13 protein-coding genes are annotated in these 15,878 nt (G+C 50.6%); 8 read left to right on the top strand and 5 right to left on the bottom strand.

What is annotated here, in order from left to right; all coding sequences use genetic code 11:
* Positions 1-95: 95 nt before the first annotated feature.
* Together ald and H6G00_RS36795 are read left to right on the top strand one after the other, a co-directional pair.
* Entirely contained in the window at positions 96-1,175 is a 1,080-nt protein-coding gene (gene ald, locus H6G00_RS23965) for an alanine dehydrogenase (protein WP_190798655.1), read from the top strand.
* A 60-nt stretch (positions 1,176-1,235) separates the two neighbouring features.
* On the top strand, positions 1,236-1,400 hold the full coding sequence (locus tag H6G00_RS36795) for a TetR family transcriptional regulator C-terminal domain-containing protein (RefSeq protein ID WP_190679388.1): 165 nt from the start codon (positions 1,236-1,238) through the stop codon (positions 1,398-1,400).
* On the opposite strand, the gene topA is transcribed toward H6G00_RS36795, so the two are convergent.
* Entirely contained in the window at positions 1,393-4,197 is a 2,805-nt protein-coding gene (gene topA, locus H6G00_RS23955; RefSeq protein WP_190798654.1) for a type I DNA topoisomerase, read from the bottom strand. The two genes, H6G00_RS36795 and topA, sit on opposite strands and share 8 nt — an antisense overlap.
* Before the next feature lie 448 nt (positions 4,198-4,645).
* On the opposite strand from topA, the gene H6G00_RS23950 reads away from it, so the two are divergent.
* Entirely contained in the window at positions 4,646-6,238 is a 1,593-nt protein-coding gene (locus H6G00_RS23950) for an NAD(P)H-quinone oxidoreductase subunit N (protein ID WP_190641531.1), read from the top strand.
* A 333-nt stretch (positions 6,239-6,571) separates the two neighbouring features.
* Positions 6,572-7,174: a Uma2 family endonuclease gene (locus H6G00_RS23945; protein WP_190798653.1), complete on the top strand. Its 603-nt coding sequence runs from the start codon at positions 6,572-6,574 to the stop codon at positions 7,172-7,174.
* 52 nt (positions 7,175-7,226) lie between these two features.
* Here H6G00_RS23945 and H6G00_RS23940 read toward each other — a convergent pair whose 3' ends face one another.
* Entirely contained in the window at positions 7,227-7,589 is a 363-nt protein-coding gene (locus H6G00_RS23940; protein WP_190798652.1) for a MerR family DNA-binding protein, read from the bottom strand.
* A gap of 99 nt (positions 7,590-7,688) precedes the next feature.
* Between H6G00_RS23940 and H6G00_RS23935 the strand changes: the two genes are divergently transcribed.
* On the top strand, positions 7,689-8,495 hold the full coding sequence (locus tag H6G00_RS23935; protein ID WP_190798651.1) for an SDR family oxidoreductase: 807 nt from the start codon (positions 7,689-7,691) through the stop codon (positions 8,493-8,495).
* A gap of 41 nt (positions 8,496-8,536) precedes the next feature.
* Here H6G00_RS23935 and H6G00_RS23930 read toward each other — a convergent pair whose 3' ends face one another.
* Both H6G00_RS23930 and H6G00_RS23925 read right to left on the bottom strand, forming a co-directional pair.
* The gene (locus H6G00_RS23930) at positions 8,537-9,205 is read right to left on the bottom strand and encodes a hypothetical protein (RefSeq protein WP_190798650.1); all 669 of its coding nucleotides are present in this window, start codon (positions 9,203-9,205) and stop codon (positions 8,537-8,539) included.
* Positions 9,206-9,484: 279 nt separating this feature from the next.
* Positions 9,485-10,507 carry a saccharopine dehydrogenase-like oxidoreductase gene (locus H6G00_RS23925; protein WP_190798649.1) on the bottom strand — a complete coding sequence of 341 codons (1,023 nt, stop codon included), beginning with the start codon at positions 10,505-10,507 and terminating at the stop codon, positions 9,485-9,487.
* A 277-nt stretch (positions 10,508-10,784) separates the two neighbouring features.
* On the opposite strand from H6G00_RS23925, the gene H6G00_RS23920 reads away from it, so the two are divergent.
* The 3 genes from H6G00_RS23920 to H6G00_RS23910 all read left to right on the top strand — a co-directional run bounded on the left by H6G00_RS23920 (position 10,785) and on the right by H6G00_RS23910 (position 12,018).
* Positions 10,785-10,994, top strand: coding sequence for a DUF2997 domain-containing protein (locus H6G00_RS23920; RefSeq protein ID WP_190679338.1), 210 nt, complete (start codon positions 10,785-10,787; stop codon positions 10,992-10,994).
* 66 nt (positions 10,995-11,060) lie between these two features.
* Positions 11,061-11,447 (top strand): DUF1257 domain-containing protein, encoded by a 387-nt coding sequence (locus H6G00_RS23915; RefSeq protein ID WP_190641538.1) that lies wholly within the window; start codon positions 11,061-11,063, stop codon positions 11,445-11,447.
* Positions 11,448-11,556: 109 nt separating this feature from the next.
* Positions 11,557-12,018 (top strand): ferredoxin, encoded by a 462-nt coding sequence (locus tag H6G00_RS23910; RefSeq protein ID WP_190641539.1) that lies wholly within the window; start codon positions 11,557-11,559, stop codon positions 12,016-12,018.
* A 71-nt stretch (positions 12,019-12,089) separates the two neighbouring features.
* On the opposite strand, the gene priA is transcribed toward H6G00_RS23910, so the two are convergent.
* Positions 12,090-14,648: a primosomal protein N' gene (gene priA / locus H6G00_RS23905; RefSeq protein ID WP_242042453.1), complete on the bottom strand. Its 2,559-nt coding sequence runs from the start codon at positions 14,646-14,648 to the stop codon at positions 12,090-12,092.
* Positions 14,649-15,878: the final 1,230 nt, after the last annotated feature.

The following is a 15,878-nucleotide window of genomic DNA, read 5'->3' as shown; positions in this document are numbered from 1 at the left end:
CTCAGTCCCGCTACCATTCACGCAGAAGATCTAATAAACCCCAACCCCCTCAAATCCCACCTAAGCTAGAAAGATGGGTTATCAACGAGGTAGCAATGGAAATTGGTGTGCCCAAGGAAACGAAGGATCTAGAGTTTCGGGTGGGGTTGAGTCCAAACAGTGTGAGAGTTTTGTGTGATAGCGGTCATACGGTTTTTGTCGAAACCGAGGCAGGAATTGGGGCAGGCTTTACCGATGAGGATTATGTTCAGGCAGGGGCAAAGATTGTGTTGCAGCCTGAAGATGTCTGGAACCATGAGCTGGTAGTTAAGGTGAAAGAACCGCTGGCTCCTGAGTATCCGCTGATTCAGCAGGGGCAACTTTTGTTTACCTATCTGCATTTGGCAGCAGGTCGATCTTTGACCGAGCGACTGATTGAGTCGGGGGTGACGGCGATCGCCTATGAAACGGTCGAGGTTAATCGGACGCTGCCTCTGCTAACCCCAATGAGCATTATTGCCGGACGACTCTCAGTCCAGTTTGGGGCACGCTTTCTCGAAAAGCAGCAGGGCGGACGAGGCGTCCTTTTAGGTGGCGTACCGGGTGTGCGTCCTGGAAAAGTTGTGATATTGGGCGGTGGCGTCGTTGGAACTGAAGCCGCCAAGATGGCGATCGGACTAGGCGCTCAGGTGCAGATTCTCGACATCAGCGTAGAACGCCTGGCTTATCTAGAAACGCTCTTTGGCTCCAGGGTTGAGCTACTTTACAGCACTGCTCCTCAAGTTGAAGCCGTCGTTCCTGATGCCGATCTGTTGGTGGGGGCGGTGTTGGTGCCAGGTCGCAAAGCACCTGTGTTAGTAACTCGCGCCATCGTTGAAAAGATGCGTCCCGGTTCAGTCATTGTAGACGTTGCGGTTGACCAGGGTGGCTGCATTGAAACGCTGCACCCCACTTCTCATAGCCATCCTACCTATGTTGAGTCAGGAGTCGTGCATTATGGTGTGCCTAATATGCCAGGAGCCGTTCCCTGGACTGCAACTCAGGCACTTAACAACAGCACTTTCCCCTACGTGCTGAAGCTAGCTAACTATGGCATCAAAGCATTGGATGTCGATCCGGCACTGGGCAAAGGGCTAAACGTCCACAATCATCAACTGGTGCATCCGGCGGTGAAGGAAGTTTTTCCCGATCTGTAAAAACAGCACCCCCAGGGATTGAGATCTTCGACCTCTTTAAAGAAGTCGAAGATCTAGACGCTGCATTCAAATACCCAACAGAATCTTCAAGAAGCAAATGCCCTGATTGCGCTTGTTGACGGTATCGGAACAGAGTTAGTAATTAACCCTGAAAAATTTACCGCTGAGCAACAGCAGTACCTCGTGCGACGTTACCTCAACGCTGTCCTAGCAAGGACTAGCTAGATTTACTCGATTTGCTGGTCTTGCGGGTAGAACCCGTTTTGGTTGTGCGCGATCGCGTTGACTTCGATGAGGTTGAACTGGTTTTTGTCGTTTTGCGGCTAGCAGCAGACTTAGTCGTTTTGCTTTTACCGTTGGCTGACTCTTCTACCTCATTGACCTCGTCTGTCTCATCATCTGTGTCGATATCGTCTACCTCAACCTCAGCCGCTTTAGCTGCCTTACGTCCGCGAGTAGACTTCGCCTTGGTCTTGGTGCCAGCCTTTTCAGCCAAGAGCTTTACTGCTACTTCTAGCGTTACAGACTCAACAGTTGCGCCTTCTGGCAGTGAAGCATTCACCTTGCCATGCTTAATGTAAGGACCATAAGGCCCGTCGTAAATGTTGACTGGCTCATTATCGGCGGGATGGGCACCCAGTTCACGCAGCGGCTTAGCTGCTGCTTTGCGCTTACCGCGTCCGCTCTTTGGTTCTGCAAGTAGCGCTAATGCCCGCTCTAGCGTGACCGTCAGCACATCATCGTCTTTCTTTAAAGATCGATAGTCTTTGCCTTCCTTACCCTGATCGTGAACCACATACGGGCCAAACCGTCCCAGGTTTGCCTGAACTTTAGCGCCCGTTTCGGGGTGAGCGCCTAGTAGACGAGGCAAAGCCAGCAGCCCTATCGCCATTTCCAGCGTGACATCTTCCATCTTCACGCCTTTGGGCAAAGAGGCACGTTTGGGTTTGGGGCTCTCCTCCGTGACATCGCCTAACTGCACGTAAGGACCATAGGCACCAATCAGCATGTAAATCGGTTCGCCTATTTCAGGGTGGAATCCGACCTTGTCTGGCCCTTCAGTTTTTTGGCGCAGCAGTACTTCTACCTGATCTGGGTCAAGGTCAGCTGGGGTCAGGTCTTGTGGAATTGAGGCTTTAACGGGTCCACCGCCGTTTTCGACCTCGATGTATGGACCATAGCGCCCAATTCGCACTTTTGCCGCTAGCCCTTCTAGCTCGACTGCCCGTGCTTCATTCGGGTCAATCTGGCTTTCTCTCTCTTTGACCTGCGTTTCAAGCCCAGCCTCGCCCAGGTAAAACTCTTTCAGGTAGGGCAACCAGTCCGCCTCGCCTGTAGAAATTTCGTCCAGAGTTTGCTCCATGCGAGCCGTGAAGCTGGTATCGACCAGGTCAGGGAAGTGTTTTTCTAAGAGCGCTGTGACTGCAAAGGCTGTAAAGGTAGGAACCAGGCTGTTATTGACCATTTGGGCATAGCCCCGATCAATAATCGTGCCAATAATGCTGGCATAGGTGCTGGGGCGACCGATGCCTTCACTTTCCAGCATTTTCACTAGAGAAGCTTCCGTGTAACGGGCAGGCGGTTGGGTTTCGTGACTGATCGCCTCTAATTCCGTGCAACCCGGATGATCCCCAACTTGCAGCGTCGGCAAAATTACTTCCTGGTCTTCGATCGCCGCATTGGGATCGTCGGAACCTTCCACATATGCCCGAAAGAAGCCCGGAAAATCAATTCGCTTGCCCGTGGCGCGGAAGCTAGCATCTGCGACTTGAATTTGAGCAGTGATGTGGGTCTGACGCACCTCTGCCATTTGAGTTGCGACAGTGCGCTTCCAGATCAGGTCATAGAGCCGCAGTTCCCGACCATCTAACCCCGTTTCTTGAGGCGTGCGAAAGGTGCTACCTGCCGGACGAATGGCTTCGTGGGCTTCCTGTGCGCCTTTGCTTTTGGTGGAATAGCGGCGAGGTTCGGGGCTGAGATAGTTGGTGCCGTACATCTGCTCGACGCAACTGCGGGCAGCGGCGATCGCCTGCTGTGACAGATTCACGGAGTCCGTCCGCATGTAGGTGATGTAGCCCTGCTCATACAGGTTTTGTGCCGTTCGCATGGTTTCCCGTGCGCTCAGCCGCAGTTTGCGGTTTGCTTCCTGCTGAAGTGTCGAGGTGGTAAAGGGGGCAGAGGGTTTGCGGGTAGAAGACCGCTCTTCCAGGTTAGAAACCGTCCATTCGCTTTCCTGGAGCCGTTCCTGAAGTGCTCTTGCCTCTGCCTCATTCAGCAGCAGTACCTCTCGACCCGAGACGATTTGTCCAGTCGATTCGTCAAAGTCGCTGCCCGTTGCCAACCGAGTGCCACCCAGCGTTACCAGACGAGCTTCAAACGGCGTTTCGTCCTTCGTCAGCATCGCCTTCAGATCCCAGTAGGAACCTTTGCGGAAGGCGCGTCGCTGGCGTTCACGGCTGACTAACAGTCTCACGGATACCGACTGAACCCGACCGGCCGACAATCCAAAGGCGATTTTCTTCCATAGCAGCGGCGACAGCGTGTAGCCTACCAGTCGATCCAAAATTCGTCGGGTCTCCTGGGCATGAACTAACTGCTCATCGACATCGCGGCAATTTGTTAAAGCTTCTTGAATTGCGTCTTCGGTGATTTCGTGAAACACCATCCGCTTGACCGGAATTTTCGGCTTCAACACTTGCAGCAGGTGCCAGCTAATGCTCTCGCCCTCACGGTCTTCGTCGGTTGCCAGCACTAGCTCTTGAGCGTTTTTGAGTGCGTCCTTGAGCGCTTTGACAACCTTCTTTTTGTCTTTCGGAATGACATACAGCGGCTCAAAATTAGCGTCAACGTTGACTCCAATTTTTGCCCACTCTTCTCCCTTCACCTGGGGCGGGATTTCGCTGGCGGATTGCGGCAGGTCGCGGACATGCCCCATCGACGCTTCTACCTGATAGCCCGAAGGCAGGTAGTTGCGAATAGTCCGAGCTTTGGTGGGAGATTCGACGATGACGAGAGTTGACATAAGGCTCAATCGCGCTTCAAAAGGAAACCAAGAGTTGACCTGTAGACTGCAACGATGACGAGCAGCAGGTGATGGTCACGAGATTATTCAGATTCTGAACTTCACTCTAGCCTTCACTGTACTGGCGTAACGAGATGCAAATGCAAAAGATTAACTTTCAACCTAACCAGGGTTAAGGGTTTGATGCAACAGTGTGAGTCGATACTCTGATCTCTACTTATAGCGGATATCAGTAGAAATCAAGGGTGAGATTGTGGCGATCGCCCCAGATTAACCAGATTTGCAAGGTATGATCCACTATGGAAGGACCACGATCAGACTGCGCCAAAGGTCACTAACGGTTGGAATCACGGGTAAATCTTGACCAATTGCTGCTTTGCCCTGTTCCAAATTATTTAATCTCGTTCATCCTTTAACCTGCCGATCTCGTTTAACCCAGTCAAAATTTATGGATTTTGCCAACCTCGTAGCCCAACTCAACGCCGGAACCATCTTGCCAGAGGGGATCATCATTGCCACTCTGCTTCTGGTTTTGGTCGGTGATCTGATTGTGGGACGAACGTCTTCACGCTGGACACCCTATGTGGCGATCGCCGGATTGCTAGCCGCAGTCGTCGCCCTCTACTTCCAGTGGAATAACCCCAACTCTATTTCCTTTTTAGGAGGGTTTAACAGCGATTCTCTTAGCGTTATCTTCCGAGTGATCATTGCCCTCTCGGCGGCGCTGACCATTCTCATGTCCGTTCGCTACGTCGAGCAGTCAGGCACCTCCCTGGCAGAATTTCTCGTGATTCTGCTGACTGCGACCTTGGGCGGCATGTTCATGGCGGGGGCAGACGAGCTAGTCATGACCTACGTGTCCTTTGAAACGCTGGGCATCTCCTCCTACCTGCTAACGGGCTACATGAAGCGCGATCCCCGCTCCAACGAAGCAGCATTGAAATACCTGCTGATCGGCGCTTCCAGTTCGGCAATTTTCCTTTACGGAATTTCTTTACTCTATGGTCTGTCTGGTGGTGAAACTCGCCTCACCGCCATCACCGCTAACATTCTTGCCAACAACGTTGACCAATCCATCGGACTGCTGATTGCCCTGGTCTTTGTGATCGCTGGAATCGCCTTCAAAATCGCCGCCGTCCCCTTCCACCAGTGGACCCCCGACGTGTACGAAGGCTCCCCAACTCCCGTTGTCGCATTCCTTTCCGTTGGCTCCAAATCTGCCGGATTTGCCCTGGCAATTCGCCTGCTAGTCAGCGCTTTCCCTGCCGTCTCCGAGCAGTGGCACTTTGTTCTGGCGGCTTTGGCAATTCTCAGTATGCTCTTGGGAAATGTGGTTGCTCTGGCTCAAACCAGTATGAAGCGACTGCTGGCTTATTCCTCCATTGGTCAAGCAGGCTTCGTCATGATCGGGTTAGTCCTGGGCACCGAGGCAGGTTACGCCAGCATGATCTTTTACCTGCTGATCTACCTGTTCATGAACCTGGGCGGCTTTGCCTGCATCATCCTGTTCACCCTGCGAACGGGCACCGACGAAATCAGCGAGTACAGTGGACTGTACCAAAAAGACCCACTGCTCACTCTCTGCCTCAGCGTTTGCTTGCTCTCCTTGGGGGGAATTCCGCCACTGGCAGGCTTCTTTGGCAAGCTCTATCTGTTCTGGGCAGGTTGGCAAGCTGGAGCTTACTGGCTAGTGCTGCTAGGACTAATCACCAGCGTGATCTCGATTTACTACTACATCCGCGTCGTCAAGATGATGGTGGTGAAAGAGCCAGAAGAAATGTCCGAAGCAGTGAAGAACTACCCTGCTGTAAATTGGAATTTGCCAGGGATGCGTCCTCTTCAAGTTGGCGTGGTATTTGCCTTGGTGACCACTTCACTCGCAGGCATTCTCTCGAATCCGCTGTTTACCCTAGCGAATAATGCGGTGTTGTTGACTCCCATGCTTCAGCCAACCATCACCACGATTCAGCCAGCACCCAATCCCGCAACTCCCGGTTATGCTGATTTGGAATCGGAGACTAAGGAGGCGATCGAGGGTTAGAAAAACTATCAAGTTAGTTTAGGAGGGAACGCAACACTGTTGCGTTCCCTCTTCTTTTTTGTCTAGTTTCCAAGCCTCAACTTTTTTAACTGGGAGGAAGCTGGAGCTCAGTAGTGAGAAAAATTTTGTATGTTTAACAGCGTAGGTTGGGTTGAAGCATGAAACCCAACGAACTTAGACTCTACGGTTGCTGGGTTCCGCCCTGCTTCACCCAACCTACAATGAGGCAGTGGTTTACAGTCATTTTGTTTCGCTGCTGTGTCTATCAGCAGCGAAGCTCTCGAACGTGATCTGGGGTAAATCTATGACATCCGTCAATCAGGAAGATCGGCTATGACAACATTACTCATCCAAACCGAAAGCATTCCCCTGACGGTGAATCTCCCCTCGATCGCCACCATGAACCATGAACAGTTCTACGAATTTTGTCAGGCTAATCAAGATCTTCGGATTGAGCGAACTGCGACCGGGGAAGTGATTATCATGCCACCTGCCTTTTCTGACACGGGCAACCGCAATTTCAACCTTGCTGTTCAGCTTGGAAGTTGGGCAGAGCAGGATGGTACAGGAGTTGGCTTTGATTCCAGCACTGGCTTTACTCTCCCGAATGGAGCAACGCGATCGCCCGATGCTTCATGGATTAAGTGCGATCGCTGGAATGCACTAACGGAAGAACAAAAAGCTTCATTTGCGCCCATCTGTCCAGATTTTGTCATAGAGCTACGGTCTTCTAGTGACACGCTCAGCGGACTCCAAGCCAAAATGCAGGAGTACATTGACAATGGCACGTTGCTAGGTTTCCTGATTGACCGCAAGAACCGCACCGTTCATCTCTATCGACCCAACCAAAGACCCGAAATCTTAAACGACCCTGCATCGGTTAGCGCTGACTCAGAACTACCTGGATTCGTTTTGCAGATGGCAAAGATTTGGTAGTGTGGCTAGCGCGGTCGTCGCTGTTCTCGCCAAGTCAAACCTATCACCCAACCTACGGTATTACTTCTTCGTTTAGCTTGTTCAGTTTGTTGACGAGATAAGTTTTAATTGCGTTTAGCTGTTGTGTTTTTTCAGTGATTTCTTCAATTTTGCGTTCAATGATTTTGATTTGCTCTTGCTTGGGCATCGTGCCGCCGCTCCACTCATCGAGCAATTGTTTCATTTCGTTCAGCGTAAATCCCAGTCTTTTGCCTTGATTAATCATTAGCAGGCGCTCTATCGTTTCTGAGCTGTATTCCTTGTAGAGTCTTGTTCCTGCACAGCGATCGCTTGCCACAATTAGTCCTATCTTTTCGTAAAACCGAATTGTATCTTTCGATAATCCTGTTTTCTTAGACAGTTCACCAATTAGCATTGCAGCAACTTAAACGTTACAAGATTGACTTGACTGTGGAGTATACTCCATAGTTTACGCTGCCTGATATCAGCTAGTACTTTGGAAGCGATATCAAGCATGAGTAAAACAGTTTTGATTACAGGTGCTTCGAGTGGAATTGGTGACGCAACTGCCAAGTATTTTCTTCAAAAGGGCTGGAATGTGGCAGCAACAATGCGATCACCCACCCCAAAAAGCTGGACAAAATCAGAAAAAATCATCTGTCCCCGTCTTGATCTCACATCTCCTGAAACGATTGAGAGTGCAGTGCGTGAGACAGTAGAGTCTTTTGGGCAAATTGATGTACTGGTGAATAATGCTGGATATGCGCTCATGGGTCCACTCGAAGGGGTTACACCTGAGCAATTAGAGCGACAGTTTCAAACCAACGTGTTTGGGTTGGTGTCTACGATGCAAATCGTCCTGCCAATTCTGAAACGGCAAGGAGGCGGCACTATTGTCAATGTTGCTTCCATCGGAGGTCGCCTTGCTTTTCCACTGACTTCCTCTTACCACGCGACGAAATGGGCTGTGGAAGGGCTTTCTGAAGCTTTACGATATGAACTGCGGCGTTTCAACATTCAGGTCAAGATCATTGAACCAGGCGGAATTAAAACAAATTTCATCAATCAGGGTTCAATTTGGGTAAAACATCCCGACTATGTTGATTTAGTTGAGCGCATGAAGCAGTTCAGCGAAGGGGTAAATGACTCGTTGCCTGGTCCGGAAGGGGTTGCTAGAGCGATTTATCGGGCTGCAAGCGATCGCTCACAAAGGTTGCGCTATTCTCCACATGGCGAAGCCTTCCTATTGATGCACGCTATTCTGCCTGATTGGCTATGGCGTTCTTTAGTCACCCGGATGATGCTCGGAGGCAAGCAATAGATTTTGAAGCAATAAACGCCACTCAAATGCCGCTCAAAGAATTAAGGCGACGGTAACAAAGTGACGCTGAGAGCATAGGAGCCAGCACCAGAAACCTGGATGAAGTAGTGATCATCGGTGGGTAATTGACCGCTCCAAGTGGCAGTTTGGCTAGTGTTAGTAGCAACGGGTTGCTGGTTGGCTTGCAGTACCTGCATTTCTACATTTTCCCCTTGTAGCCTCACAGTCAAAATTTGCCCCTGCTTGGCTTGCAGCATATAGGGCTGGGTGCTGGCTTCTAGATCTCCTTGAATGGAGACAGTTTCCCCAATCTTCAAGTCGATCTCTCGCGGAAAAACCTTAGAGATGGCTGAGTCTGGCTTGGATTTGGTCTGATCAACCGCGAGGGGAATCGGGCTGGACAATGAGTTGAGGATTGGGCGCGGCGACGAAATGATTTTTGATGCCTCTGACTGAGACACTTCTATGCCAGAAATCCAAACGCTGGGAGGCTTTTGAGATTGGGCAAAGCGCCAGAATAGTCCTGCTGCTCCTAGAAGGGCGATCGCCCCACAGCCAAGTCCAACCTTGACCCAGGGACGGGCTAGCCGATCTGGTAGCTTCCTAATATTTTTGCTAGGGAATGAATGTTTCCACGAGTCCTGAGTTTCAGGGGTGTTCTGGTCTTCAATCAACAGCGGTGAGAGGTTGCTTTTGGATAAATCGAACATTTTTGGCTTAGAAGAAAGTACGCTTACAGCAGCTCAACCCGAACGTTAGGGAATGTAAACTTCATCATTCTTACCCGTCTTGGCCCAAGTTCAAATGGTGGTCGACCCTTAAGGTGTTAAACCCCACAACACCAAAAGGATGTCAACAGCCAAATGCACTAGATTTAGTGCAGTTCTATAGATACGCAGAACCGTATCACCCACATTGCAGGTGATACGGCTCTGCACCATTTAGCCGCACGACGTGCGTTTAGAATGGCGCAATCGGATTCATGCTATTTAGCGGACAAACTGGGGCATGACCTCAGCGGCAGTAAATAGCCCGTGGATGCCCCGCCGATGCAAGCTGATTCCGGCTTTGAGGTAGCCAAAGGCAGGGCCGCAGACGTTCGCTGCCATACTGGTTTCGTCACCCAGCGTGAACGTGTGGGTAGAGATTTTGCCTTCGAAGGTGCGACCGGTAATTTTGACGTTGGTGCTGAGTGGCTTTTTGGGGTTGCGCGTATCGACAACTCCGCCGACGGTGACGCGATCGCGACTGCAAATGCCAGCTAGCTCTAGCATGATGTCGTCAGCGTGTTCCATATTTTCCAGGGTGAGCAGCCCGTGGGTCTGGTCGAGCAGCGCTTCAACTTCGGCATCGGTCATCTGGTGGGCGGATTCGGTGTCATAACCCGGCAGGTGAGCAATATCTTCGCGAATGGTGGCGCGATAAGCTTCCCAGTTGGCAATACCGACCCCAAAAGTGATTTTTACCTGGTGAATTTCGGCGTAGCTTTGGGCGGCGATCGCTGCTGCTGCCGTCAACAGCCCTGGCGTTGCACCACATCCGGTCAGGTAAGTAATTCCGGCTGCTTGCAGGTCGTCACTCAAGTGCAGCAGTTGTTCAACCGCACTGGTGCGTTTAATCGCATCGACCAGCACGCCGCGCCAACCTGACTGAATGAACTGACGCGCCACCTCTGCCATAAAGGTATTCGGTAAATTTGGCAGCGCCAGAAAATAGCCTTCCACCTGACCCGCCTGCTGGATCAGGTCTTGAATGCTGGAATTGCTCAACGTTCCGCTGGGCTCTAGATAGCCCAGCGACCCTTTTTGATAAGCAGCAACGCACTCATCCCAGTTCAACCCTGACCCGGTGTAGGCATAGCCTTTTTGATCGGCAGCAGCAATCCACATCATTTCTTGCTTTGGCACAAGCATTCGGGCGGCGGCTTGCCCTAACCCGCCAAAGCCCAGTACTCCTACCTGCATCGGTGGCTGCGTTGCTGAACGTGCCTGCCTTGCGACTTGTCCACTCATAGCGTCTCACTCAACTTGAACAAGCTCTCATTATCCCGTGTTTCTTGACTGCACTGGCAAGTTAAGCGAAACTGACTACTAGCGATAGCACAGACTCTTGGCTACATTAAGCTTTCTTACGTTTTGACTCAGACTGATTCAAATTCTTCTGCCTAATTTAATAGAATTATCTCGTAGTGCAGTAGTCAGATTTCTACCTGAAGCTACATTGTTAGTCAATATTTAGTGGCTACGCTGTTAGTCAAAGTTCAAAAATTGTTAAGGGTAGTACGGGCGAATGGAAACACTTGAGTTTGTAATTTATCCTGACGGTCGAGTCCAGGAAAAGGTGACTGGGATTGTAGGTTCATCCTGCGCTGAAGTTACTGCTGCAATCGAGGCCCGTCTAGGTATTGTGCTAACTCAAGAGCAAACTTCCGAATATTTTGCCCAACCCGTGCAACAGTCTGCCTCTGTCGAAACGAGAGCCAGCTTTAGCGAGTGGTAAGTTTTCTCCCTAGTTTTGTTTTTTCAAGTTGTCCATTTCACCATTTCAAATTTATTCAAAATTCCCATGTCACACTTTAGCCAAATCAAGACTCAAATTCGTGACCTTTCTTCTCTGCAAGCTGCGCTGACTGATGTTGGAGTTGACTGGCAGGCAGGACCCAAAGAGGTCAGAGGATATCGGGGACAAACTCGCAATGCGGCGATCGCCATTGAGCAGGACAACGGCTACGATATCGGCTTTACCTGGAACGGTCAGGAATATGAGCTGATTGCCGACCTTCAGTATTGGCAACAGCCGCTTACAGTCGAAGGCTTTTTGAGCCGTGTGACTCAGCGTTATGCCTACCACACCGTAGTCGAAGAAACTTCACGTCAAGGATTTCAGGTAGCCGAGCAAGAGCAAAACAAGGACGGCTCTATCCGCCTGGTACTTCAGCGCTGGAGCGCTTAATGACTGCCCTAATCCAAACTGAATTTTGTGTAGAACAAGGGGCTTAAGCCCCTTGTCTTGTATCAGCCGTATATCGGCAGATTGTTTGAATTGTAAGGATGCTAGTCTCATGAGCGATTTTTCCTTTACCTCAGCTGATCAGCCTGACAATTCTGCCCAAACGGGATTTGAGCCTGAACTTGGTGGTCAATTGCGGAACCAGGCTGAGCGTACTGGGTTAGAGCCTGAACTCGGCGGTACGGTGCGCCAAAAGGGTGTCTATGTAGATGAAATTACCTGTATTGGCTGCAAACACTGTGCCCATGTTGCTCGCAATACGTTTTACATCGAAGCTGACTACGGGCGATCGCGCGTCATTCGGCAAGATGGCGACTCAGAAGAGTTGATTCAAGAGGCGATCGATACCTGTCCGGTTGATTGCATTCATTGGATCAATTATGCCGAGCTAAAGCAGCTTGAAGCAGAGCGTAAATTTCAGGTGATTCCAGTCGCAGGTTTTCCGGTCGACAAGGCGATCATCGCCTCTCACCGTCGTCGCCAAAAGCAGCAAGCCAAGCGGCAGCAGGAATAGAGCATGTTTCAAAGCTGATTGAAAGGGTTAAGTTTTTGTGTGTGGTACGCACAAAAATTTAACCCTCGACACTAGAGCAGACTTAGCGGATCTACATCAAGCGTAAGGCTGACTTGGGCGGGGCAGTGCGATCGCAACTCGAGCAGCGCTGGTCGATCCAGGCTAGAGCCAGGCGGACACTTTATCAGAATCTGCCAGCGATAGCGGCGGGCAATGCGAGGAATAGCGGCAGATGCAGGGCCTAGCAGTTCGCAGTGAGTGCGATCGCAAAGGGGACGAAGCTGACTCGCCAGTTTTTCTGCGGTCTGACGCACCGCTGTTGCATCGGGGCTGCTTAACCTCAACAGCAGCAGTTGTCCGTAGGGCGGATAGTTGAGCGATCGCCGCTGTTGCAGCTCAGTGGCAACAAACGGCTCATAGTCGTGTCGCCGCACCGCTTCGATTACTGGGTGCTGAGGTGAATAGGTTTGCAGAATGACCTTTCCCGGTTCGCTTCCCCGTCCGGCCCGCCCTGCTACCTGAATAAGCGTTTGAAAAGCCCGTTCACCAGCCCGGTAGTCCGCTAAATGCAACAGCCCATCCGCCGCGATTACGCCCACCAGCGTTACCTGGGGTAAGTCAATCCCCTTGGTTAACATCTGCGTCCCCACTAGCAGATCGGCTTCCCCCTGAGCAAACTGGGTCAGCAGGGTTCGGTGCGCGCCTTTGGTGCGGGTGGTGTCGCTATCAAACCGAATACAGCGGAGTTGAGGAAACTGCCGAGACAGTTCTTGCATCACCCGTTGGGTGCCGCTGCCAAAATGCTTCAGGTAAGGAGAGTCACATTCTGGGCAGTGAGAAGGTTGCGATCGCCCATAGCCACAGTAGTGACAGCGCAGCCAGGACGTAGCGTCAGCCTGGGTTTGGTGATATGCCAGCGAAACATCGCAATGCGGACATTCCAAGACATAACCACAGCTTCGGCAAGAGACAAAAGTGCTGTGGCCACGTCGATGGATAAACAGCAAACCCTGTCGCCCCTGAGCCTGTAACTGTTTCAGCGCATCCTGGAGCGACTGGCTAAAAATTGAGCGATTTCCCTGTTTCAGCTCTCGTCGCATATCCACCACTTCAATGGGTGGCATAGGTCGTGCCTGGATGCGGTTGGGTAGGGAAAGGTAGAGGGGAAGGGGGGCAAGGGAGGAGGAAATGGGCTTTTCAGGGTTCACTCGACTAGATACCCAGGTTTCCAGTGAGGGCGTAGCTGACCCTAAGATTAACGGGCAATCTTCCAGTTTGGCTCGCCACTGGGCAACGGTGCGGGCGTGGTAGCAGGGGGCAGGCTGGTCTTGCTTGAAGCTACCGTCGTGTTCTTCGTCAAGCAGAATTAGACCTAAATTGGGCAGCGGTGCAAAAACGGCAGAGCGCGTACCAATAACGACTTGGGGAGCGCCGCTGAGCATTTGTCGCCAGGTGTCGTAGCGTTCGCCATCAGATAGAGCGCTGTGGTAGACCCTTACCTTTGCCCCAAAGCGGGCTCGAAAGCGATCGGTGAGCTGTGGCGTTAAGCCAATTTCTGGAACCAGCACCAGGGCTGACTTTCCTTGCTGCAAAATGGGGGCGATCGCCTGCAAATACACCTCAGTTTTGCCCGACCCGGTAACGCCATGCAGTAAGACCTGGACATAGCCCTGGAGGGAAGCGATTGCCGCAAGTGCCTCTGCCTGAGCGGTTGTTAATCGCTTGGGTAAATCGGACTGTAGCGACTGCCCCGTTTCGCTACGCAGTACTTCTCGGGGTTGAATCACTACAACCCCCTTTTGCGCCAGCGCTTTTAGCACCGATGAGCTGGTGTGGCAAAGCTGCAACAGTTCCTGAAGCCACAGGTCGCCGCCGCGCCGCTTCAATACGTCTACAATCTCCTGTTGCCTGGGACTGAGCGAGACGTCTGGTGGGTTAGCGGTCAGCACAACTGCCTGCTGCCGTTTTGGGCGCACGCCAGTCGGAGGTTCTAAATAGCTTTCTACCCAGCCTAGCTGTAACAGTTGTTGTAGTCCCCGACTTGCCCCGCGGATTTGTCGCTGCAGGTATTGCCAGGTATAGTCTCCGTCTTTTTGCGCCTGCAGCTTGCCCAAAACTTGCATTGCTGCGGGATCAAGTACCGCAGTAGGGTCCGCAGTTGAACTAAACAAAGATTTAGCTAAATCTGTTAATCGAATGCGTCGCTGCGATCGCCCCAGCAACCCCGGCGGCAACGCCACCCGCACCACCTGCATCAGGGTGGCACAGTAGTAGTCTGCAACTTGATGCAGCAGGGTCCAGTAGGTTGGTGGAAAAAAGCCTGGGCTGACAACTTCTTCGACCTGACGAATGCTGGATAGGTCTAAATCAGGGGGCGGTTGGGGGATAAGACGAATCGCGATCGCCCCCACCTGCTGTGCGCCAAACGGCACACTCAAAATATCGCCCGGCTGCACCTGCACAGAGCCCGTTCGATAGGTAAATAGCCCCTGTACACCGGGGCAATCAACTAAAACTTCAACCCACTCTGGATCTGCATAGGTGCCTCTAGCTTCTGCGGTGGTGCTGCGGGCAAAGTTGGACGGCGCATCGTTATCGGGCATCACCGACGCAAGCAAATTTTGAGGCATGAACACAAGTGAGAAAGAAAAAATAGGACCCAGGCATTCTCAACTAAACTGCGGCAGCCTGAATCGCTCTCATTTAGTTTAGAGCAGACCCAAAGGTTTGTGAAAATTGTTGCTAAAGCTCCTCTCGGTTCACCAGTTTTGTTACTTCAAATTCATACACACCGTTGGTTTGCAAACCTTTTTACAAACTCCTGTCTGAATTAACACTCATTTCTGTAGCAATCTTGAGAGGTTGTGAAAGCTTTTGTGGGAGAGCGATCGCTTTCACAAGCCTCTGTTAAAACACAAGCTAAAAGCATTAATAGCAGCCCTTTCACAGATCAAGCAGGATTCTTATAGGAGATGAGATTAAAAACTGTATGAGAAAAGTAAACAAAAGTATAGGAATTCTCTAACGGTTCTAAGAAACCTAAGCGTTTCTGCCAAAAACCATCGAGAATAATCTATTCACAGAATCAAAAAATTACACTTTTGGGGATGAGTAATAGGTTCACCCCAATCAGGTAGATCAGTCGCGACCGTTTTATCTCCATTGATAGATAGGTTCACATCAAGCCCATGAGAATCTAGTGGTTCAGGGGCATCTATAGAGGTTGCTATAGTTGTTCCCATTTAAGTACATTCAATCTATCGGAACAGTGCTTTGCTGAGTTTAAGGATACCTGAAGGATACCTGCTATGAACGACTGTCTAATTCCAGCTTGATAGATTAGGATTATCAGCCGATATCTGTATCACCCATATCGGGTATTTACATTACATAACGGCTTATAGGATCTGTTTACACTGGATAGTGCTGCTGTTGCTGATAAGTTTTAACAGAGTGAGCTTAAAACATTGATGCAGATTGTGACGCAGTTTTGTAGCCAGGAAAACAGCTAAGACTGTAGTTTCAGGTAGGTTTAGCAGAAGACATTGTGACACCTGATCCTGATTTAGTGTTTGAGTATGATCTATTCAATCAGTTTTCAAACTAATCCTTTAAGTCATAATTGTTGCTTTGGTCCAGTACAGCAGCTAATCCTCTACAAAATACAAAAAGTTTTTCTTGATCGATAGATTAGGCAGAAATTTTCAAGATAGTTAGCTCAGTCACATTTAGTATTTCATCGACATCTGCAAACAAAATGATAAGTAGGATGACCGTCTTAATATGACAGCAATATTTAATCGCAATTCGAGACAGACAATGACTAGTTCTCTCTCCGATAAAAGCAGCACTTTAGCAAC

Source organism: Leptolyngbya sp. FACHB-541 (assembly GCF_014695875.1).
GTDB lineage: Bacteria > Cyanobacteriota > Cyanobacteriia > Elainellales > Elainellaceae > JAAUTN01.
This window is presented reverse-complemented; position numbering and strand designations above follow the sequence as displayed.